Raw genomic sequence first — 21355 nt, forward strand, 5'->3', positions numbered from 1 at the left:
GACGTAGCGGTCGCGACTGGTGAGGACGACGCGACGTAGCGGCCGCGGCTGGTGAGGACGACGCGACGTAGCGGTCGCGACGGCCGAGGCGACGAGCACGAATCCGGCGATCGAGCGTCGATTTCGTCGCCCTCGCGGCCCGTTAGAGTTCGAGTTCGGGCGTCGATATCCGCACTCTTATCAGCGTATTAATCCTATATACCGCTAAGAGAACCGATGGACGAGAATGCACGTTCGAACACCAACGCTAGCTCGTTCGGCGTGGCCGACGAGGGCGTCGACGCAGTTTACGAAGCGATTTTTCGCGAGATGGACGACGCCGTTTTCGTCGTTGAGGTCGGGCGGACCGGCGACGGCTACGAGTTCACGTTTCGACAGAACAACACCGCGCACAAGGAACAAACGGGGTTCTCCGAGGACGCGATGCGCGGTGAGACGCCGCGGGAACTCCTCGGCGACGAGCAGGGCGCGGTCGTCGCCGCGAACTACCGCCGCTGCGTCGAACGGGGCGACACGGTCGAGTACGAGGAGCGGCTCACGTTCCCGGGCGGGACGAGCCACTGGCAGACGAAGCTGACGCCGATCACCGAGGGCGGGACGATAACGCGGATCGTCGGCGTCGCTCGGGAGATCACCGCGCAAAAGCGACAGGAGCGAGAGCATCAGCGCACGTACCGCCGGTTCCAGACCGTGTTGGAGACGATGTCGGCGGCGGTGTTTCTCAAAGACGCCGACGGTCGGTATCTCCTGGTGAATCAGGCGTGCCGCGACCTGTTTGACGTCGACGAGGATCCCGTCGGGATGACCGACGAGGACCTCTTCCCGCAGGAGATCGCCGAACAGGCGCGGGCGGACGACTTACGAGTCCTCGACGGCGGCGAGCAGATCGAACTCGAGGAGACGATCCCGACTCCCGCGGGGGAAAGCGTCCGCCTCACTCGGAAGTCACCCGTGTACGACGACGAGGGAGAGATCGTGGCCGTCTGCGGCGTCTCGACGAACATCACCGAGCAGAAAGAGGGAGAGCGAGCGCTTCAGCAGCTCAAAGACCGCCTCGAACTCGCGGTCGAGGGCGCCCAACTCGGCATCTGGGACTGGGACATGACCACCGACGAAGTCGAGTTCAACGATCAGTGGGCGCGGATGCTCGGGCATTCCGCCGACGAGATCGAACCGCGCCTCGAGGAGTGGGAGCGCCGCGTCCACCCCGACGATCTCGGGCCGGTCGAGGACGCCCTGTCAGACCACATGGCGGGCGAGACGGAGTACTACGACACGGAACATCGGATGCGGACCGCGTCCGGCGAGTGGAAGTGGATCCGCGACGTCGGGAAGATCGTCGAGCGCGACGGGGACGGGGAGCCGGTGCGAGCGGTCGGCATCCACCTCGACATCGACGAGCGAAAGCGGCGAGAGACGGAGTTGGAACGCACGCGGGCGCTCATCGAGCGGACGCAAGAGAGCGCGTCGATCGGGTGGTGGGAGGTCGATCTGATCGACGAGTCGCTCACGTGGAGCGACGAGGTGTACCGAATCCACGGGGTGCCCGTAGAAGAGTCGATCGACCTTGAGGAAGCCATCGAGTACTACCATCCGGCCGACCGAGAGACCATCGAGACCGCGTTCGACCGGCTGACCGAGGAGGGCGAGCCGTACGATCTCGAACTGCGGATCGTCACGGCGCCCGGGCAGACTCGGTGGGTCAGGGGGATCGGCGATCCGCAGTTCGACGACGCGGGAAACGTCGTCGGCGCGTTAGGGCTGTTCCAAGACATCACGGAGCGGAAGGAGTACGAGATCGCCCTCGAGTCGACCCGCGAGGAGCTCCGGGAGATCATCGACCTCGTGCCGGACCTGGTGTTCGTGAAGAACCGCGACGGCGAGTACCTCTTGGCCAACGAGGCGACCGCGGAGGCGTACGGGAAGACGCCCGAGGAGGTCGAGGGTCGCTCGGAGGGCGAGATAATCCCCGACGTCGACGACTCGGCCGAGTTCCGACAGGACGACTTGGAGGTGATCGAGTCGGGCGAGCCGAAGGAGATCGGCGAGGAGACGTTGACGACGGCGGCCGGCGAAACGCGCATCCTGCAGACGGTGAAGATCCCCTATAAGATGCCGGAAACGGGAGAGGACGCCGTCTTGGGATACGCCCGCGACGTGACCGAGCTCAAGGAGTACGAGCAGACGCTCGAGCAGCAACGGGATAACCTCACCCTGCTCAATCAGGTCGTCCGCCACGACATCCGGAACCAGCTGATGGTCGTGGAGTCGTACACCGACCTGCTCAAGGACTCGCTTCCCGACGATCGGAGTCGAACGTACGCGCGGACGGTCATCGAGGCGGCGAAGCAGGCGGCCGAGATCACGGAAACGGCCAAAGACGTCACGGACGTGCTGCTACAGGTCGGCGCCGACCGGACCCCGATGAGCCTCCGCGACGAACTCACCGAGCAGATCGAGAAGGTCCGCTCGGATCAGGACCGGGCGACGATCTCCGTCGACGGGTCGGTCCCCGACGTGACGGTGCTGGCGGACGAGCTGTTGGAGTCGGTGTTCCGGAACCTGCTGACGAACGCGGTCGTCCACAACGACAAGGACGCGGCCGAAATCGGGGTTTCGACCCGCGTTGGGGACGGTTCTGTGCGCGTGTCGATCGCCGACAACGGTCCCGGTATCGAGGATAAACACAAAGAACAGATCTTCCAGGAAGGCGAGAAGGGCCTCGAGAGCGGCGGAACGGGTATCGGGCTCTACCTCGTCAAGACGCTCGTCGACAAGTACGGCGGCGGCGTGTGGGTCGAAGACAACGAACCGACGGGCAGCGTGTTCGTCGTCGAACTGCCGATCGTCGACTGAACGGACGGCTACCGGGCGTCGACCGAACTGACCCCAGCCTATCGGGGACGCGGACGGCCTCGATCGCCCGTCCGGATCTCGCACAGCGACGGGCTTAATCGCCCGAGCGCCCAACGTCCGACGATCAGCTAATGGCGGAACAGTCGGGCATGGACGCGTTCGCGCACCTCGGGAGCGAGGTCCGAGAGGCGCTCTCCGAGCAGGGGTTCTCGACGCCGACGGAGCCGCAACGCGAGGCGATCCCGCCGCTCGCCGCCGGGCGGAACGCGCTCGTCCTCGCCCCGACGGGGACCGGGAAGACGGAGACCGCGATGCTCCCCGTCTTCGACGCGATCGTCGACGCCCGAAACGCGCCGGGCGACCAGCCCCGCGAGGGGATCTCCGCGCTGTACATCACCCCGCTCCGCGCGCTCAACCGCGACATGATGGACCGGCTGGAGTGGTGGGGCGACCGGCTCGGCGTGGAGGTCGCGGTGCGTCACGGCGACACCACGCGGTATGAGCGGTCGAAGCAGGCCGACGACCCGCCGGACGTGTTGATCACGACGCCGGAGAGCCTGCAGGCGATCCTGACGGGCTCGAAGATGCGGGTCGGCCTCGAGGACGTCGCGCACGTCGTGATCGACGAGGTCCACGAGCTCGCCTCCGCGAAGCGCGGCGCGCAGCTGACTATCGGGCTCGAACGCCTCCGGCGCGTCGCGGGGCCGTTCCAGCGGGTGGGGCTCTCCGCGACCGTGGGGACTCCGGAGGAGGTCGGGAAGTTCCTCGTCGGCAGCGGTAAGCGCGACCCGAACCGCGAGGGCGACCGCGAGTTCGAGATCGTCGAGGTGGCGGCCGGCTCGCGGACCGACGTGCGCGTGCTCGACCCGGAGATCACGGACCGCGACGCGACCCTCGCCGGCGAGCTGGCGGTCGACGAGACGACCGCGAGCCACGTGCGGACGATCCGCGGGATCGTCGCGGACCGCGAGTCGACCCTGATCTTCGTCAACACGCGACAGACCGCGGAGGCGCTCGGCTCGCGGTTCAAGACGCTCGCGGAGCGGGAGCGAGAGGCGGCCGAACGCGGCGGGGAAGGCGACGGGGACGCCGACCCCACCGAGATCGAGGTCCACCACGGCTCGCTCTCGAAGGACGTCCGGATCGACGTCGAGGACCGGTTCAAGTCGGGGGACCTAGACGGGCTCGTCTGCACCTCCTCGATGGAGCTCGGGATCGACGTGGGGCGCGTCGACCACGTGGTCCAGTACGGGAGCCCGCGGGAGGTCGCCCGCCTGCTCCAGCGCGTCGGGCGCGCCGGGCACCGCCGCGACCTCGTGTCGGAGGGGACCGTCGTGACGCAGGGCGGCGACGACACGCTCGAGGCGCTCGCGATCGCCCGGCGCGCCGACGCCGAGCTCGTGGAGCCGGCCGCGATCCACCACGGGAGCCTCGACACGGTCGCGAACCAGATCGTCGGGGTCGTGATGGACGAGGGCGACGTCCACGCCCGCGTGGCGTACGAGACCGTCACGAGCGCCTACCCGTTCCGGGACCTCTCGGAGCCGCAGTTCCAAGAGATCGTCCGCGAACTCGACGGCAACCGCCTGCTGTGGCTCGACGAGGAGTCCGACACGCTAGAGAAGTCGGGCGGCACGTGGCAGTACTTCTACGCGAACCTCTCGATGATCCCCGACGAGTCCACCTACGAGGTGTACGACATGTCCTCGCGGCGGGGGATCGGCACCTTAGACGAGCGGTTCGTCGTCAACTTCGCCGGCCCGGGCGAGACGTTCATCCAGCGCGGCGAGATGTGGCGCATCACCGAGGTCGACGAGGAGGAGGAGCGCGTGAACGTCACGCCCATCGCCGACCCGGCGGGCGAGGTGCCCTCGTGGATCGGCGAAGAGATCCCGGTCCCGAAGCCCGTCGCCGAGGAGGTCGGGCGAATCCGGGGCGACGCCGCCGCGGCGCTCGCGGCGGGGTCGACCCCCGGGGCGGTCGCGGGCGACCTCGCGGAGCGCTACCCCGCCGACGAGGAGACGGTCGCGACCGCGCTGAAACCGGTCGTCGACCAGGTCAAGGCCGGCCACCCGATCCCCACCGACCGCCGGATCGTGATCGAAGGGAGCGCTCGTACCGTCGCGGTCAACGCCGCCTTCGGCCACGAGGTCAACGAGACGCTCGCGCGCCTGCTCGCCGCGCTCGTCGGTCAGCGCGCCGGCTCGTCGATCGGAATGGACGTCGACCCCTACCGGATCGAGTTCGAGGTCCCTCACGGGGTCGATCCCGGGACCTTCCGCGAGGTGCTGGAGACGACCGACCCCGACCGGTTGGAGGCGTACCTCGAACTCGCCCTGAAGAAATCGGACGCGCTCAAGTTCACGCTCGCGCAAGTCGCCGCGAAGTTCGGCGCCGTCAAGCGCTACCGCGAGGGGAAGGGGCGGTTCGGCGGCGACCGCCTGCTCGCGGCGTTAGAGGGGACGCCCGTCTACGACGAGGCGCTCCGCGAGGTGTTCCACGCCGACCTCGCGGTCGCGGAGACGGCGGACCTGTTGGCGGCGATCCAGGGCGGGTCTCTCGACGTGGACATCGCCCGCGAGCGCACCCCCCTCGGCACGGCCGGGCGCTCCGCGGGGACCGAGTTCCTCGTCCCGGAGAACGCCGACGCCGACGTGATCGAGACGATCCGCGAGCGGATTCGGAACGACCGGGTCATCCTCTTCTGTCTCCACTGCGCCGACTGGCGGCGCACGACGAAGGTGCGGCGCGTCCCCGACCAGCCGGAGTGCCCCGACTGCGGGTCGACCCGCGTCGCCGCGCTGAACCCGTGGGACGACGAGACGGTCGCAGCGGTCCGGGCGAGCGAGAAGGACGAGGAACAGGAGCGGCGGACGAAACGGGCGCATCGGGCGGCGAGCCTCGTCCAGACGCACGGGAAGCGCGCCGTGATCGCGCTGGCGGCGCGGGGGGTCGGGCCGCACAACGCCGCGCGGATCATCAACAAGCTGCGCGAGGACGAAGACGAGTTCTACCGCGACGTGCTCCGACAGGAGCGCGAGTACGCGCGAACGCAGTCGTTCTGGGACTAGATCGGTACGGGGATTCGGTCGGCTATTTATAAGCGGCCGATGCCGAGCCGACAGCGAACACCGCCAAAGCCCCGGCCGCTCGCTGATAAATTACTGACGACAGATCGACAGTGAACACCGCCAAAGCCCCGGCCGCGAGGACTCGCGCGGCTTGCTGCGCTCCTCGTCACTCGCTTCGCTCGTTCCTGCGGTGCTTACTGCGCCGTGCTTCGTCCTCGCGACTGCCCCTTTTGAGTCCCACCCCATACCGCACCGCAACCGCGGCCTCACGCCTCCCCAGCCTCGCCGCTCGCGCTTATCAGCGCTCGCGGCGTCCCTCGCGCGTGCGACTCGCGCCCGCTGGGCGCTCGTCGGCACGCGCCACCGCACATCTATTTATATATAATCGCAGATGTCGCTGGCGCGGTTCAGTCGCTACTCGCCCGGGTACTTCGGCTCTCTACGCTCGGCGCGCTCGGTCGCGCGCTCGATGACCTCGCGGACCGTGTCTGGGCCGTCGCTCGCGCGGTAGACGTCGCCGTGGCCGGGGTACATCGCTTCGACGGTGTCCGGGAGGACGTTGAGAATCGTGTGGAGGCTCTCGATCAGGTCCTCGCGCGACTGGCCGGCCATGTCCGTGCGGCCGAACGAGCCGTCGTCGAACGCGCCGTCGTTGTACACGACCACGTCGCCCGAGTAGAGCCGCTCCTCGCCCACGAACGCGACGTGGTCGTCGGCGTGGCCCGGGCTCTCGACGACCTCGCAGGGCTCGTCGCCGATCAGGATCTCGTCGCCGTCGACGATCCCAACGTCCCGTCGCGGGTGCGAGGCGTTCGCGTAGAGGGTCGCGTCGAACCGGTCGAGCACCGCGTCGAGTTCGCCGACGTGGTCGTGGTGCTGATGGGTCAAGACGACCCGATCTAACCCGTCGACGCCGGCGTCGGCGAGCGCGTCGGCGATGACGTCGTCGACGCCCGGCATCGTCCCGGCGTCGACCAGCGTCGGCGCTTCGCCGGGCACGAGGTACGCGTTGCAGGTGAACTCCTCCGCGTCGGCGGTGACGGTGATCGGCTCCATATCCACACGAGGGCGTTCGCGGCGTAAAAACGTGTGCGGGCCCGACCCCGATCCCGGCAGGGGATTTATCACTGGTGGGGTGTTAGTATTACACACATATGGGCTTCGGAAGCTACGACGAATCCGAACAGGAGAACCAAGACCTGGACGCGGATTTCGACGACGAGGACGGAGTCCGAGCGGCCGAGGAGGTACACGAGGGCTCCGTCGACTACGAGCCCGGCGCCTCCAACGACGAACTTCTCGACCGGCTCCAGGAGATCAAGTCCGAAGAGAACTAGCGGAGTGACAGCGCCGAGCCGGACGCTCGGGATCGCCTTCTCCGACGGCGACCGAACCAGCCGCCTAGCCGGCGCCGTGGTCAGATCCGACGGGACCCTCGACGGACTCGGCTTCGAGCGCTGCGCCGTCGGCGGCACCGACGCCACCGACGCCGCGATCGCCCTCTTCGACGCGCTCGGCCGCGAGGACGTCCGCCACGTCGCCTGCGCCGGCGTCGCCCCGGCGTGGTTCAACCTCCTCGACCTCCGCCGGCTTCACGAGGTCCTCGACCGCCCCGTCTACGCCGTGAGCTACGAGCCGAGCCCCGGGCTCGAACCCGCGCTCCGCGAGGCGTTCGACGGCGACGCCCTTGAGCGCCGACTCGGCGTCTACCGCTCGCTCCCGCCGCGGGTGCGGGTCGAGCGCGGCGGAGAACCCGACGGGAAGCCCGCGGGTGACCCCCTCTTCGTCCGCGCGATCGGCCTCGACGACGGCCGCGCGGCCGCCGCCGTCCGCGACCTGGTGCGAGACGGCTTCCGGCGGCCCGAGCCGCTCCGGATCGCCGCGCTCGCGGCGAGCGCGCACCGCGAGGCGACCGCGGGAGAGTAGCGCGCACCGCGAGTGACCGTCGCGGACGCGCGAGCGGGACCCCCGTGGATATATGTCGTCCCCGGCCGACCGCCTCCGCATGAGCGACGACTCTCCGCCGGACGGCGACGCCTCGGACGGCGGCGCGCCCGGCGTGACGTTCCGCGACCGCGACCGACTCGTCCGGACGCCGGCCCACGGCGTCGCCCTCGACTGCCTCGCCGCCGGCATCGCGGCCGCGCGCCCGGACCGACTGATCCCGAGCGCCGTCTCGGTGCGCGACGGGACGCTCCGGATCGAGGGCTCGACGACGGCCGCGGGCGCCGACTGCGCCGGCGAGTACGACCTCGCCGACTACGACCGCGTGGTCCTGATCGGGGCCGGAAAGGCGTCCGCGGAGGTCGCCGCCGCGCTCGCCGGCGTGCTCGAGGGCGACGACCGCGAGTTCGCCGAGGGCGTCGTCGTCACCGAGGACCCGGCGGAGCGACCGTCGACGGCGGGCGTGGAGATCCTGCCGGGCGACCACCCGGTCCCGAGCGACGCCGGCGTGGAGAGCGCGCGGCGCGTGCTCGACGTCGTCGAGCGCGCCGGCCCGGACGACCTCGTACTCGCCGCGATCACCGGGGGCGGGAGCGCGCTGCTCGCGGCGCCCGCGGACCCGATATCCCCGGACGACCTCCGCGAGCTGACCGAGGGGCTGCTCGCCTGCGGCGCGTCGATCGACGAGATCAACGCTGTCCGCAAACACTGCTCGGCGGTGAAGGGCGGCCGGCTCGCGCGGTCGGCGGCGCCCGCGACCGTCGTCACCCTCGCGATAAGCGACGTGATCGGCGATCCGCTCGACGCGATCGCCAGCGGCCCGACGGTCCCCGACCCCTCCACCTACGCGGACGCGCTGGCGGTGCTGGACCGCTACGACCTGGACGTTCCGGGGTCCGTCCGCGAGCGGCTCGAGGCGGGCGCGGCGGGCGATCTCGCGGAGACGCCGACCGCGGGCGACCCGGCGTTCGACCGCGCCCGGGCGTTCGTCGTCGGCAACGGCCGGACCGCGCTCGACGACGCCGCGGACGCCGCCGCCGAGCGGGGGTACGAGCCGCTGGTGCTCGCCGCGGGGGTCCGAGGGGAGGCGCAGGGCGCCGGGACCACTCACGCCGCGATCGCGGAGGAGTGCGCGGTGCGGGGGTCGCCCGCGGAGCCGCCGACCGTGTTGCTCTCGGGCGGGGAGACGACCGTGACGCTCGGCGACGCCGACGGGACGGGCGGGCCGAACGCGGAGTTCGCGGCGAGCGCCGGCCTCGCGCTGGCCGAGGGACCGCTCGGCGGCGACGGGAGGGAGGACGGCGACGGTGACGACGGGCCCCGGATCGTCGTCGCGAGCGCCGACACCGACGGGATCGACGGCCCGACCGACGCCGCGGGCGGGATCGCGGACGCGACGACGCTGGACCCGGACGCCGCCCGCGACGCCCTCGACCGCCACGACGCATATCCCCTGCTCGACGAGGCCGGCTCGCTGCTCCGTACCGGCCCGACCGGCACGAACGTCAACGACCTGCGCGCCATCGTGATCGAGGCGGCCGACTCGGAAGGCGAGTCGTAGACGGACCGCGGCGTCGTCGCGTGAGAGGCGTTCACGCGTCGCATCCGGTTGCTGTAGGTTTTTGCGGCGACCGGGACAAGGTTCTGAGAGATGACGCCCGAACTCGACGAGATCGACCTCGGCACCGTCCCGCTCGGTCGGACCGGGCTGCGAACGAGCGAACTGCAGTTCGGCACGTGGCGCTTCGGCCGCGTGACCGAGGCGGGCAACGTGGAGATCGACGAGGCGCGCGCCCACGAGCTGCTCGACGCCTACGAGGCCGCCGGCGGCCGGTACATCGACACCGCCGACGTGTACGGCGGCGGGGACTGCGAGCGCTGGATCGGCGACTGGCTCGCCGAGCGCGACCGCGAGCGCTACACGGTCGCCTCGAAGGTGTACTGGCAGATCCGCGACGGCGACCCGAACAGCCGCGGCACGAACCGCAAGAACGTCCGCCACCGCGTCGACGCCCTCCTCGACCGGCTCGACACCGACTACGTCGACGTCCTCTACATCCACCGCTGGGACGACGAGACGCCGGCCCGCGAGCTGATGAAGACGCTGAACGGGCTCGTCGAGTCCGGCAAGGTCCACTACCTCGGCGCCTCCACGCTCCGCCCGAACGCCTGGAAGGTCGCCCGCGCCAACGCGATCGCCCGCAGCGAGGGGTGGGAGCCGTTCACCGTGCTCCAGCCGCGGTACAACCTCGTCGACCGCGAGGTCGAGGGGGACTACCTGGAGTTCGCCCGCCAGCGCGACCTCGCCGTCTCCCCGTGGAGCCCGCTCGGACAGGGGTTCCTGACCGGGAAGTACGACCGCGACGAGGACCTCCCGGAGGAGTCGAAGGCGGCCGAGTCGAGCCGCTTCCAGGAGGCGTACCTCACCGAGGAGAACTTCGACGTCCACGACGAGCTCGACGCGGTCGCCGACGAGGTCGACGCCTCGCCCGCCCAGACCGCGCTCGCGTGGCTCGCCCACCGCGACGGCGTCACCGCGCCGATCGTCGGCGCCCGCACCGTCGACCAGCTCGCCGAAAACCTCGCGGCCGCGTCCATCGACCTCTCGGACGAGCAGGTCGACCGACTCACCGCCGCGAAGCCCGGCCCCTACGACGAGCTGTAGGGCGCGCCGTCAGTCGGAGTCGTCGGACCGCTCGACCTCCCCCGTCACCTTCCCGTCCGCGCGGTCGCGCTCCCGCGCCGTCGGGTCGCGCTCGCTCGGGTCGCCGTAGCCGCCTCCACCCGGCGTCAGGACCGTGACCGTCGTCCCCGGTTCCACGTCGACGGTCGCCTTCGCCGGCACCGCGTCGCCGTCGATCAGGTTCTCGCCGGTGGCGCCCGGCTCGCCGCCCTCGATCCCCGCGGGGGCGCGGCGCCGACGCTCCGTCAGCAGCGAGACCGTCGCGGCGGTCTCGACGCGAACCCGTCGTTCGAGGCCGAGCCCGCCGCGGCGGCGCCCGTCGCCGCCGCTGTCCGGGCGGAAGGCGTACCGCTCCACGCGGAGCGGGTACGCCGCCTCCAGCGCCTCCACCGGCGTGTTGAGCGTGTTCGTCATCCCGACCTGCACGCCGTCCATCCCGTCTGCGTCCGGGCGCGCGCCGAAGCCGCCGCCGATCGTCTCGTAGTAGGTGAACGACTCGGCGGCGTCGCGGTCGCGGTCGCCGCGGTCGCCGGTCGCGCCGCCGCGCGCCCCGATCGTGAGGTTGTTCATCGTTCCCTGGCTCCCCGCGGTCACCCGCTCCGGGGCCGCCTCGCCGAGCGCGGCGAGCACCACGTCCGTGACGCGCTGGCTCGTCTCGACGTTCCCGCCGACGACCGCCGCCGGCGGGTCCGGGTTCAGGACCGATCCGTCTGGCGCCGACACCGACACCGGCTCGTAGCAGCCGTGGTTCGGCGGGATCTCCGGGTCGGTGACGCAGCGCACGACGAAGTACACCGCGCTCTTCGCGACCGCCAGCGGCGCGTTGCAGTTCCCGTCGACCTGCGGGGCGCTGCCGGCGAAGTCGATCGCGAGCCGGCCGCCGTCGACCGTCACCGCCGCCCGGATCGGGACGTCGGCGTCGGTGACGCCGTCGCCCTCCATCGCGTCCTCGGCCCGGTAGGTCCCGTCCGGGAGGTCGGCGATCGCCGCGGTCATCCGCTCGCGGGAGTAGTCGATCACGGCGTCGAAGGCGCGCTCGAGGCGGGCGCGGCCGTGCTCGTCGGCGAGCTCACCGAGCCGGTCGCCGGCGCGTCCGTTGGCCGCGAGCTGCGCTTCGAGGTCGGCGCGGCGCTCCGCCGGGGTGCGGACGTTCGCGAGGATCAGGTCGAGCACGTCGTCGACGCGCTCGCCGCCGTCGACGAGCCGGAGCGGGGGAATGCGGAGCCCCTCCTGCTGGATCTCGCGGGCGCCGGCCGGCATGCTCCCGGGGGCCATGCCGCCGACGTCGGCGTGGTGCGCGCGGGAGACCGCGAACCCGACCACGTCGCCGTCGAGCGCCAGCGACGAGACGAGCGTCACGTCCGGGAGGTGCGTCCCGCCCGTGAACGGGTCGTTGAGGACGAACACGTCGCCGGGGCTCGGGTCGCGCTCGCGCACGGCCGCGACGGCTTCGGGCATCGCGCCGAGGTGGACCGGGATGTGCTCCGCCTGCGCGACCATCCGGCCGTCGGCGTCGAAGAGGGCGGTCGAGCAGTCCTGTCGCTCCGTGATGTTCGGCGAGTAGGCACCGCGGATCAGCACCTGCCCCATCTCCTCGGCGACGCCCTCCAGCTGATTGCGCATCACTTCCAGGGTGACCGGGTCGAGGGCGGCGTCGGGGTCGGTCTCGGTGTCGCGGCCGTCGGTGGAGTCGGCGTCGTCCCCGCTCATCGCCGCTCACCCCCGGCCGCGTCCCGCTCGAGCACCACCGTCCCGTCCCGGCGGACGCGCCCGCCCCACGCCGGCGGGACCACGGTCGTGCTCTCGGTCCCCGCGAGCACCGCCGGCCCGTCGAGCGTCGCCCCGGGCCCCAGCGCGTCGCGGTCGTACACGGTCGCCGCGACGGTCCCCTCGTCGGGGAAGACGACCTCGCGGGAGCCGCGCTCCGCGTCGGCCGCGCCCGTCCTCGCGACGGTCGGCGCCGCCACCTCGACGGTGGCCGTGACTCGGAGCGTGACGGCCTCGACGCCGGCGTCGAGCCGGTAGCCGTAGGCGCGCTCGTGGGCCGCGGCGAAGCGCTCGGCGAGGGCGTCGGGGTCGACGGCGGACCCGGCGTCGCCGGCGGTTCCGGCTTCGCCCTCGCTCCCCCCGTCGACGGTCAGCTCGAAGCTCTGCCCGGCGTACCGGCAGTCGGCCGCGCGGTCGACGCGGGCCGCCGCGGGGTCGGAGACGTCGTCGAGGACGCGGTCGGTCAGGGCCGCGAAGGCGTCGCCGAGGTCGACGGCGGTCGCGTCGGCCAGCGGCAGCCGGACCGTGCGGGCCGCGTCGTGGGTCTCGTCGGCCGCGAGCAGCCCGTACGCCGACAGCACGCCGGCCGGACCGGGGACCAGCACGCGGTCCATCTCGAGCCGGTCGGCGAGCGCGGCGGCGTGCATCGGCCCCGCCCCGCCGAAGGCGACGAGGTCGAAGTCGCGGGGGTCGCGGCCGCGCTCGACCGTCACCGACCGGATCGCGCGCGCCATCGTCGCGTTGGCGACGCGGTAGACGCCGCGGGCGGCGGCGGCGGGGGCATCGAGGGCGTCCGCGGTCTCGCCGTCGCCCCCGGACCCGCCGTCGCCGCCGATGTCGGCCGCCTCGGCGAGCCGGGAGAGCGCCTCGCGGGCGGCGTCGACGTCGAGCGAGAGGTCGCCGCCCAGCGCCGCGTCCGGCCCGATGTAGCCCAAGAGCACGTCGGCGTCGGTGACCGTCGGCTCCGTTCCGCCCTTGCCGTAGCAGGCCGGCCCGGGCTCGGCGCCCGCGGACTCCGGCCCGACGCGGAGCGCGCCGCCGGCGTCGGTCCACGCGATCGATCCGCCGCCCGCGCCGACCGTCTCGACGTCGACCGTCGGCGTGCGGAGCGGCACGTCCGCGACCGTCGTCTCCGCGGTTCGCTCGACGCGACCGTCGCGCACGAGGCTCACGTCGCTCGACGTGCCGCCCATGTCGAAGGTGACGGCGGCGGGGGCGGCTCCGGTGGCGCCGTCCGCTCCGCCGAGCGTCTCGCCGCCCGCGACCGCGGCCGCGCCGACAACGCCGGCCGCCGGTCCGGAGAGGACCGTGGTGACCGCGCTCTCGCGGACCGTCGCCGCGTCGGCGACCCCGCCGTTCGAGCGCATGACGCGCGGCGCCGGGAGCCCGAGCTCCCGCGCCCCCGCGACGACCTGGCCGAGGTAGTCGTCGAGCTCCGGCGTCAGGTAGGCGTCGGCGACGGTCGTCGCCGTGCGCTCGTACTCCCGGAACTCGGGGAGCACGTCGTGAGAGGCGGAGACGGGGACCGAGAGCTCCCCGCGGAGGACGCTCGCGACCGCGGCCTCGTTCTCCGGGTGCGCGTACGCGTGCAGCAGCGAGACGGCGACGCTCTCGGCGTCGCTCGCGGCGATCTCCGCGGCGAGGTCGCGGACCGCCTCGGCGTCGACGGCTCGCTCGGTCCCCTCCGTCGTCGCGCGCTCGTCGACCTCGAACCGCCGCCGGCGAGGGACGAGCGGGGGCGTCTTCTCGGCGCGCAGGTCGTAGAGGGAGGGGCGGGTCTGGCGGCCGATCTCCAAGACGTCGCGGAACCCCGCGGTCGTCACGAGCGCGGTGTGCGCGCCGTCACGCTCTAAGAGGGCGTTGACCGAGGCCGTCGTCGCGTGCGCGAAGGCGTCGACGTCCGCCGGGTCGATTCCGGCCGCGTCGCAGGCCTCGCGGATCCCGTCGAGGACGCCGGCGTGCTGGGGCGTCGTCGTCGGCACCTTCGCGGTCGTGAGGGCGTCGCCGACGAGGAGCGCCACGTCGGTGAACGTGCCGCCGACGTCGACGCCGATCCGGACCGAGTCGCTGTCGTCGACCATCGCCGACGCTACCGCTCCGCGCAGTACTCGACGAAGTTCCGGAGGATCCGGAGCCCCGTCTCCCCGCTCTTCTCGGGGTGGAACTGCGTGCCGAACACGTTGCCCGCCTCGTTGGCGACGACGGCGGGGAAGTCGACCCCGTAGTCGGCGGTAGCGACGACCGCGTCCGGGTCGTCGGGCTCGGCGTAGTACGAGTGGACGAAGTAGGCGTACTCGCCGTCGACGGACCCACCCGTGGGTCCGTCTGCCTGCGGAGTCTCCGACCCCGATCCGTCGACCCCGTCGACGAGCGGATGGTCGCGCTCGACATCGAGCTCGTTCCACCCCATGTGCGGGACCTTGCGGTCGACGTCGAACCGGACGTTGGTACCGGGGACCAGATCGAGGCCCGTCACTTCGCCCTCGCCCTCGTGGTCGGCCTCCTCGCTGGTCGTCAGGAGCATCTGCATCCCGAGACAGATGCCGAACAGGGGACGGCCCGCCTCGGCGTGGTCCGTCAGCGCCTCGCGCAGCGGGCCGGCGTTCTCCATCCCCTCGCGGAACGCGCCGACGCCCGGGAGGACGACGCCGTCGGCGGCCGCGAACGCCTCGGGGTCGTCGGTGATCTCGACCGACGCGCCCGCGCGCTCCAGCCCGCGGGTCGCCGACCGGAGGTTCCCGAGGCCGTAGTCGACCAGAACGACGTCCGCCAGCGTCTCCGCGGGCGGCTCGAAGGTGCTCATACCCTCACTGGGAGGGGCATCGAAAAGTCGGTTTCCCTTGTGACAGTCGCGCGCGGCGGCGCGGCGGGGCGGCCCGGCGTCGGGCGGGATCAGACGACGCGGGCGCGCATGGCGGCGATGCCGCGACGACGCGGACGCGCGCGGCGGCGATGCCGCGACGACGCGGACGCGCGCGGCGGCGATGCCGCGACGACGCGGACGCGCGTGGCGCAGGGAGCGTCGAACGCGGTCGATCCGCGGTCGGTCCGGCGGCGCCCTCACTTCAGCGCCGCCTCGGCCATCCGCTGCGGGAAGCCCAACAGCAGCGCCACGATGCCCTGCGCCTCGTCGCCCTCGCGGAGCGCGGAGCGGATCCGCTGAGAGAAGATCTCCACGGAGATGATCAGCACGAGGATGACGAGGATCGTCGCCATCATGTTGGTGAACGCGAACAGCCCCTGCTGGACGGAGAGCACGTTCCCGAGCCCGCCGCCGCCGATGATCCCGAGCGAGACGGCGATCCGGACGTTGATCTCGAAGATGTACAGCGTCCACGCGATGAACGGCGTCGTCACCTGCGAGAGCATCCCGAAGGTGATCGTCTGCGGCTTGTTCGCGCCGGTCGTCTCCATCGCCTCGATCGGTCCGTCCTCGATCTCCTCCAGTTCGTCGGTGAAGAGCCGCCCGAGGTTGCCGATAGTGTCGGTCGCGATCGCGAGCGTCGCGGTGACGGGACCGATCCCGCCGAGCGGGATGTAGATGAGCCCCCACACGAGCGCCGGGATGGCGCGGATCGAGGACATGAGCCCGCGGAAGATGAAGTTGAACGGGAACGGCGTCACGCGGCCGGAGCCTAAGATTCCGAACAGCAGCGCGAACGGGAATCCCATGACGGTGCCGGCGAAGCCCATCGCGAGCGTGATACCGGCCTCGCCGAGGAGCGGCGTGTCGCCTCCGATGCCGCCCCAGATGAGGTTCCGCTCATTGATGAACGTCCAGTACTCGAGGAAGCCGCCCGGGTCGACGAAGGGGAACGACGGCGCGAGGAACGGGAAGAAGTCGCGGAGCGCGTTGAGGAAGTTCGGGAAGTAGGTGGGGATGTTGGCCGCGAAGAAGCCGACGGAGGTGAGCGCGTAGTAGAACACCGCGCCGAGCACGACGAGCGCGAGGCCCATCACGAGCGCCTTGACGCGCCGAGCGAGGACGATCGCCTCGTAGCGCTCCCGGACGGACTCGTCGTAGCTCACTGTCCCATCCCCCCGCCGGAGACCGGCTTCGACGACGCGTCGTCGATCGACCCGTCGTCGCCGTCCCGATCGCTGTCGGGCGCGAACATGCCTTCCGTGTCGATGTCGCCGTAGATCTCGTCGATAACGTCCATGTCGAACTCGTCGCGGTAGCCGTCGAACACCTTCCGCCCGTCGCGGAGCCCGATGAACCGCTCGCCGAACTTCCGGGCGAGGTTCACCTGATGCAGGCTGATGACGGCCGTCAGGTCACGCTTGCGCGCGGCGGTCCGGAGGTACCCCATGACCTGCTGGGAGGAGCCCGGGTCGAGGCTCGCGACCGGCTCGTCGGCCAGCAGTATCGTCGGGTCCTGTACCAGCGCTCGGGCGATGCCGACGCGCTGCTGTTGCCCGCCGGACATGCGCTTCGCGCTCTGTTGGGCCTCGTCGAGCAGCCCCACGGTGTCGAGCGCCTCCAACGCTTGGAGCTTGTCCGCCTCGCCCTGCCGCTGGAGCAGGGAGTCGAGGAAGGTGTTCCGGTTGAGCGACCCGGTGAGCGCGTTGGAGTACGCGGTCATCTGGTCGATGATGTTGTGTTGCTGGAAGATCATCGCGATGTCGTTGCGGGGGCTGTTGACGGGCTCGTCGCCGACGCGGATCTCCCCGTCAGTCGGGGTTTCGAGCGCGTTCATACACCGGAGCAGCGTCGACTTCCCGGACCCGGAGACGCCGAGCACGATGACGAACTCGCCCTGGGGGACCTCGAACGAGACGTCGTCGAGCGCCACGGTGTCGCCGAACCGCTTCGTGACCCCGTCGACTGTAATACGACTCATTAGGTGTAAAGAGAGGTTGAGAGGTGGTTACGAAAGGTCTTCGAACTCGAGACCGAGCTGGTCGAGCACGTCGCGGATCGGCTCGTAGTCCTCGATGCTACCCTCCTGGACGCCGGTGAACCAGAGCGGCTCGCCGTCGTAGTCGTCGCCGTGACTGAGGTCGTCCTCGGTTACGTTCAGGATGGCCTCCTCGATGTCGGCCTTGACCGGGGCGTCCCAGCTGGACCGCGTCGCCAGCGGCGCGCGCGGGATCGGGTCGGACACCGCGAGCAGCTGGAGCTCCGTCCCGGACGACTCGATCTCGTCGCCGGCGCCCTCGTACTCCGCCGAGATGTCGACGAAGTCCTGGGACATCTCCTCGAACTGCTCCTGCGGGACGTACGGGGCCGAGGAGAAGGCGCCGGTCGTCGCCGCCATCACGTCGTCGCGCTGGACCATCTGCTCTCGCGCCGTGGTGTGGTCGGAGTACTCCGCGTCGAAGTCGTTCGCGTCGCCGTCGGGGGCGTTCCCGATGTCGAGGCCCGCGTTCTGCAGCATGGTGAGGGGGACGAGCGTCCCCGAGACGGAGAGGATGTCGCCCATGTAGATCAGCTCGCCTTCGAGGTCGGAGAGCGACTCGATGCCGCTGTCGGGCGTCGTCGTGGTCGTCGAGAAGTACCGCGCCGCGCCGTACGCGACCCGGACCCCGACGACGTCGAGGATGTCCTCGCCCGCGATGACCGCGGACGGCGAGATGTCCGCGATCTCGCCCTGCTCGTTCCGCATCGCCTGGAGCGTCGCGGTGTAGCTGGCCGCGCGGTCGGACTCGATCTCGACCTCGACCTCGGACTCGAGGTACTCGAACATCGGCTGGTACTGCTGTTCGATCTCCACGTCGGCCTCGGCCGGGTTCAGGATGAACTGCGCGGAGGGCACGTCGTCCGTCTCGCCGGAGGTCCCGCCGTCGCTCCCGTCGGAGCCGTCGGACCCGTCGCTTCCGTCGGAGCCGTCGCTCCCGTCGGAACCGTCGCCGCCGCCGCCGGAACAGCCGGCGAGCGCGACGACACCGCCCGCGCCCGCTGTCTTGATAAACGTACGCCGGTTCGCCGACCGCCTGTTGTCGGACATACAAGCGTGTGTCTGACTGGCGCGACTAATCGTTTTCTATGTTTGCTGTGTAGATCCTGCCGACTCCGTCCGATTCTCCCGCCGACTCCGTCCGATCGGAGCATCTGGGAACTCGGCCGATCCGGCTGTCGCCGGAATCGCTCCCGCGGCCGAGTCAGTACTCGCCGAGCCGCGACTGACCGCTCCCGCCGTCCGCGCCGCCCGCGCCGCTCAGCTCGCCCGCCCTGGCGATCGTCTCGAAGAAGCCGTCGCGCTGGCTCCGGTCGTACAGCGTCGCCGCCGGGTGGACGGAGAGCAGGACGCGCCGCGACGCGCCCGCGATCCGCGCGTCGACGACGTCGCCCGACTCCGACGTGATCGCCACCGACCGGTCGAGCAGGTGCTCGCTCGGCACCTTCCCCAGCGTCACGATCAGCGCGGGGTCGAGCCGGTCGATCTCGCTCTCGAGGTGGCCCCGGCAGTTCGCCAGCTCCTCGGTCGTCGGATCCCGGTTGTCGGGGGGGCGACACCGGACGCAGTTGGTGATCCGGACGTCCGCCCGCGCGAGGCCGGCGTCCCGCAGCGCCTCGTCGAGCACGTCCCCCGACCGCCCGACGAACGGCTCCCCTTGCTCGTCCTCGTTCGCGCCCGGCCCCTCGCCGACGAACAGGAGGTCGGCGTCGGTCGGCCCGACGCCGTCAACGATCTGACTCCGCGACTCGACGAGCGCCGGACAGCGCTCGCAGGACGGCACCCGGAGCTCGGCGTCGAGCCCGTCCGCGTTCTCGGTCATGCGATCCGATCCGGGCGGCGGCGACATAAGTCCGTCCGCCCGGCCCGCGCTGGACGGAACGTCAGTCCGCCCGATCCGCGCCGGACGGAACGTCAGTCCGCCCGATCCGCGCTGGACGGAACGTCAGTCCGCCCGATCCGCGCCGGACGGGACGTCAGTCCGCGCCAGACGTCGCCGCGTTCGGTCCCGAGTCGGTCGGTGCCGCCCCGGCGTCGCCGCCCGGCGCCGAGCCGCCGCTCGTCTCCGGTTCTTCGCCCGCCGCCAGCGTCTCCACGTTCGCGAACGCGAAGCCCGCGAAGCCGACGCGCAGGAGCAGGTCGAGGTACTCCAGCGTCACCGTGCCGGTGAACGCGTCGAGCAGCCCGGCGATCTGGAACATCGCCCACGCGATGAGGACCCCGAAGGCGAACAGGACGAGGTTCCGGGTCTTCTTGTAGAACAGCTCGCGGGCCGGCGGCTGGCGGGACGCCGCGCCCGCGATCGGCCCGAAGTAGAGCCAGACCAGCGCGACGTAGCCGACGAGGATGGTTCCGGTGCCCGCCAGCGCGAGGGGCCCCTCGAACACCTCGGCGACGTCGTAGCCGACCCGCATCGCGACGATGAGGGCGACCACGGCGCCGACGTACCGCCGGCTCGTCCCCGCCACGAACGCCGCGAACCCGAACAGGAACGGGTACGCCACGTAGTCGGTGAGCACCTGTCCGCCCTCCAGCGTGCCGTTCGCGACCGAGAACGTCCCGATCCCGGCCCCCCACAGCCCGACGCCGACGGCCGCGGTCGCGACGACCGCGACGAACGGGTAACAGTACCGGCGCAGCGCCGCCGGTTTGCGGCGCGCGAGCGCGAGCAGGACGACGGCGGAGACGGCGTAGATCCCCGCGGACACGAACCGAACCGTGGACGGCTCAATCATCGGCCGTCACCTCCGAGTCGGCGGCGGCGCCCGGCTCGGCCGCCGGTCCGGCGCCCGCGTCCCGTCGCGTCTCGAACTGGTCGAGTCGCTCGGAGAGCGACGCGGTCCGCTCCGAGAGCGCCGTCGCCGTCTCGGCGAGGTCGCCGACGGTCTCGGCGGTGTCGTCCGCGGTCCCCGCCAGCGACCGCGCGCGGTCCGCGGCGTCGGTGGCCGAGGCGTGGACCGACTCGACGCGCGCCGCGACGGACTCGATCCCCTCCGCGCCCTCGTCGGTCGCCCGCGCGATGTCGCCCATCGCCACGTCCACGTCCTCGACGGTCCCGGTGAGCTCCTCGATCGCGTCGCCGGCCGCGCGGACCGCCGCGGTCGTCTCGTCGAGCTCCCCCATCGTCCGGTCCATCTCGCCGGCGACCGCGGAGACGTCCTCGGTCACCTCCCCGATGGTCGCCTCGATCTCGGTCGTCGACTCGCGGGTCTCCTCGGCGAGCCCCTTCACCTCGTCGGCGACGACCGCGAACCCGTCGCCGTCCTCGCCCGCCCGCGACGCCTCGATCGATGCGTTCAGCGCGAGGATGTTCGTCTGCTCGGCGATGTCGGAGATCACGTCGGTCGTCTCCGCGACCCCGTCCATCCGGTCGTCGAGCCCGGCCACGAGGTCGTCCAGCTCCGCCAGCAGGTCGCCGATCGCGACGATCGCCTCGACCGCCTCGGTCGCGCGCTCCTCGCCCCGCGTCCCGAGCTCGGCGGCGGCGGTCGCGTCGCCCGCCACCTCGTCGGTCGTCGACGCGATCTCCTCGACGGTCGCGGAGAAGTCGTCGGTGTCCCTGGCCGTCTCGCGAAGCCGATCGGTCTGCTCGTCCAGCTCGTCGGCAAGCGCCCGCATCTCGGCGGCCACCTCCTCGTTCATCCCGGCGACCTCGTCGGCGCGCGTCGCCATCTCCTCGCTGGTCGACTCCACGTCGCTCGCGAACGACTGGATGTCGTCGACGGTCTCCGAGAGCCCGCCCGTCATCTCGTTGTAGGCGGCGGTGATGCGCTCGATCGCGTCGACCTCGCTCTCCTCGGGGAGCCGCCGCGAGAGGTCGCCGTCGGCCGCCCGTTCCATGGCGCCGCCGATCGTCTCGGCGCGCGCCAAGATCTCGTCCGACATCTCCTCCGCCTCCCGGCGGGCCGCCTCCGCCTCCGCCTCGGCGCGTTCGGACTCGGCGACCGCGTCCCGGAGCGACCGCCGGGTGTCGTCGAAAGCGGCGAACAGGCGCCCGATCTCGTCGCCCCGGTCGGAGGTGGCGCGGGCGTCGAAGTCGCCGCGGCCGACCGCCTCGGCCGTCTCCGTCAGCCGCCGGAGCTCGACCGCGACGTTGCCGATCAGTACGATTCCGAGCAGTCCGAGGTTCAGCG

Annotated in this window: 16 protein-coding genes; 6 read left to right on the forward strand and 10 right to left on the reverse strand. The window is 71.5% G+C overall.

Annotated elements, in window-relative coordinates:
• Window positions 1-216 precede the first annotated feature (216 nt).
• Both DJ74_RS08885 and DJ74_RS08890 read left to right on the forward strand, forming a co-directional pair.
• A complete protein-coding gene (locus DJ74_RS08885) occupies window positions 217-2856 on the forward strand; it encodes a PAS domain-containing protein (RefSeq protein WP_094527013.1) in 2640 nt (879 codons plus the stop codon).
• Window positions 2857-2987: 131 nt separating this feature from the next.
• The gene (locus DJ74_RS08890; protein WP_176451329.1) at window positions 2988-5927 is read left to right on the forward strand and encodes a DEAD/DEAH box helicase; all 2940 of its coding nucleotides are present in this window, start codon (window positions 2988-2990) and stop codon (window positions 5925-5927) included.
• Window positions 5928-6341: 414 nt separating this feature from the next.
• On the opposite strand, the gene DJ74_RS08895 is transcribed toward DJ74_RS08890, so the two are convergent.
• Window positions 6342-6983 (reverse strand): MBL fold metallo-hydrolase, encoded by a 642-nt coding sequence (locus tag DJ74_RS08895; protein WP_094527014.1) that lies wholly within the window; start codon window positions 6981-6983, stop codon window positions 6342-6344.
• Between the two features lie 98 nt (window positions 6984-7081).
• Here DJ74_RS08895 and DJ74_RS08900 point away from each other — a divergent pair, with 98 nt between their 5' ends.
• The 4 genes from DJ74_RS08900 to DJ74_RS08915 all read left to right on the forward strand — a co-directional run bounded on the left by DJ74_RS08900 (window position 7082) and on the right by DJ74_RS08915 (window position 10536).
• Entirely contained in the window at window positions 7082-7264 is a 183-nt protein-coding gene (locus DJ74_RS08900; protein ID WP_094522147.1) for a DUF5786 family protein, read from the forward strand.
• 4 nt (window positions 7265-7268) lie between these two features.
• The gene (locus DJ74_RS08905; protein WP_094527015.1) at window positions 7269-7853 is read left to right on the forward strand and encodes a DUF99 family protein; all 585 of its coding nucleotides are present in this window, start codon (window positions 7269-7271) and stop codon (window positions 7851-7853) included.
• Window positions 7854-7932: 79 nt separating this feature from the next.
• Entirely contained in the window at window positions 7933-9432 is a 1500-nt protein-coding gene (locus DJ74_RS08910; RefSeq protein WP_094527016.1) for a glycerate kinase, read from the forward strand.
• A gap of 90 nt (window positions 9433-9522) precedes the next feature.
• Window positions 9523-10536 carry an aldo/keto reductase gene (locus tag DJ74_RS08915; RefSeq protein WP_094522150.1) on the forward strand — a complete coding sequence of 338 codons (1014 nt, stop codon included), beginning with the start codon at window positions 9523-9525 and terminating at the stop codon, window positions 10534-10536.
• 9 nt (window positions 10537-10545) lie between these two features.
• Here DJ74_RS08915 and DJ74_RS08920 read toward each other — a convergent pair whose 3' ends face one another.
• From DJ74_RS08920 to DJ74_RS08960, 9 genes are all read right to left on the reverse strand, one after another.
• Window positions 10546-12264, reverse strand: a complete 1719-nt coding sequence (locus DJ74_RS08920) for a hydantoinase B/oxoprolinase family protein (RefSeq protein WP_094527017.1) — start codon at window positions 12262-12264, stop codon at window positions 10546-10548.
• Window positions 12261-14402, reverse strand: a complete 2142-nt coding sequence (locus DJ74_RS08925; protein WP_094527018.1) for a hydantoinase/oxoprolinase family protein — start codon at window positions 14400-14402, stop codon at window positions 12261-12263. Before DJ74_RS08925 ends, DJ74_RS08920 begins: the two co-directional genes overlap by 4 nt.
• A gap of 8 nt (window positions 14403-14410) precedes the next feature.
• Window positions 14411-15124, reverse strand: coding sequence for an imidazole glycerol phosphate synthase subunit HisH (hisH, locus tag DJ74_RS08930; RefSeq protein WP_094522153.1), 714 nt, complete (start codon window positions 15122-15124; stop codon window positions 14411-14413).
• 257 nt (window positions 15125-15381) lie between these two features.
• Window positions 15382-16350, reverse strand: a complete 969-nt coding sequence (gene phnE, locus DJ74_RS08935; protein ID WP_094522155.1) for a phosphonate ABC transporter, permease protein PhnE — start codon at window positions 16348-16350, stop codon at window positions 15382-15384.
• Entirely contained in the window at window positions 16347-17165 is an 819-nt protein-coding gene (locus tag DJ74_RS08940) for a phosphonate ABC transporter ATP-binding protein (protein WP_094522156.1), read from the reverse strand. Before DJ74_RS08940 ends, phnE begins: the two co-directional genes overlap by 4 nt.
• A 27-nt stretch (window positions 17166-17192) precedes the next feature.
• Entirely contained in the window at window positions 17193-18272 is a 1080-nt protein-coding gene (locus DJ74_RS08945) for a PhnD/SsuA/transferrin family substrate-binding protein (protein ID WP_094527019.1), read from the reverse strand.
• A 154-nt stretch (window positions 18273-18426) separates the two neighbouring features.
• Complete coding sequence (locus tag DJ74_RS08950; protein ID WP_094527020.1) at window positions 18427-19044, reverse strand: uracil-DNA glycosylase family protein; 618 nt, start codon at window positions 19042-19044, stop codon at window positions 18427-18429.
• 154 nt (window positions 19045-19198) lie between these two features.
• The gene (locus DJ74_RS08955; RefSeq protein ID WP_094522159.1) at window positions 19199-19957 is read right to left on the reverse strand and encodes a bacteriorhodopsin; all 759 of its coding nucleotides are present in this window, start codon (window positions 19955-19957) and stop codon (window positions 19199-19201) included.
• The coding region (locus DJ74_RS08960) for a methyl-accepting chemotaxis protein (RefSeq protein ID WP_094522160.1) at window positions 19950-21355 on the reverse strand (1406 nt) is incomplete at its 5' end. The genes DJ74_RS08960 and DJ74_RS08955, both read right to left, overlap by 8 nt.

The sequence above is a fragment of the Halorubrum sp. Ea8 genome, assembly GCF_002252925.1.
Classification (GTDB): domain Archaea; phylum Halobacteriota; class Halobacteria; order Halobacteriales; family Haloferacaceae; genus Halorubrum.

What these genes read in the sequence shown, in the direction of transcription:
- DJ74_RS08885 (WP_094527013.1), top strand. Translation starts at nt 217, where the DNA reads ATGGACGAGAATGCACGTTCGAACACCAACGCTAGCTCGTTCGGCGTG.
- DJ74_RS08890 (WP_176451329.1), top strand. Translation starts at nt 2,988, where the DNA reads ATGGCGGAACAGTCGGGCATGGACGCGTTCGCGCACCTCGGGAGCGAG.
- DJ74_RS08895 (WP_094527014.1), bottom strand. Translation starts at nt 6,983, where the DNA reads ATGGAGCCGATCACCGTCACCGCCGACGCGGAGGAGTTCACCTGCAAC.
- DJ74_RS08900 (WP_094522147.1), top strand. Translation starts at nt 7,082, where the DNA reads ATGGGCTTCGGAAGCTACGACGAATCCGAACAGGAGAACCAAGACCTG.
- DJ74_RS08910 (WP_094527016.1), top strand. Translation starts at nt 7,933, where the DNA reads ATGAGCGACGACTCTCCGCCGGACGGCGACGCCTCGGACGGCGGCGCG.
- DJ74_RS08915 (WP_094522150.1), top strand. Translation starts at nt 9,523, where the DNA reads ATGACGCCCGAACTCGACGAGATCGACCTCGGCACCGTCCCGCTCGGT.
- DJ74_RS08920 (WP_094527017.1), bottom strand. Translation starts at nt 12,264, where the DNA reads ATGAGCGGGGACGACGCCGACTCCACCGACGGCCGCGACACCGAGACC.
- DJ74_RS08925 (WP_094527018.1), bottom strand. Translation starts at nt 14,402, where the DNA reads ATGGTCGACGACAGCGACTCGGTCCGGATCGGCGTCGACGTCGGCGGC.
- hisH (WP_094522153.1), bottom strand. Translation starts at nt 15,124, where the DNA reads ATGAGCACCTTCGAGCCGCCCGCGGAGACGCTGGCGGACGTCGTTCTG.
- DJ74_RS08940 (WP_094522156.1), bottom strand. Translation starts at nt 17,165, where the DNA reads ATGAGTCGTATTACAGTCGACGGGGTCACGAAGCGGTTCGGCGACACC.
- DJ74_RS08945 (WP_094527019.1), bottom strand. Translation starts at nt 18,272, where the DNA reads ATGTCCGACAACAGGCGGTCGGCGAACCGGCGTACGTTTATCAAGACA.
- DJ74_RS08950 (WP_094527020.1), bottom strand. Translation starts at nt 19,044, where the DNA reads ATGACCGAGAACGCGGACGGGCTCGACGCCGAGCTCCGGGTGCCGTCC.
- DJ74_RS08955 (WP_094522159.1), bottom strand. Translation starts at nt 19,957, where the DNA reads ATGATTGAGCCGTCCACGGTTCGGTTCGTGTCCGCGGGGATCTACGCC.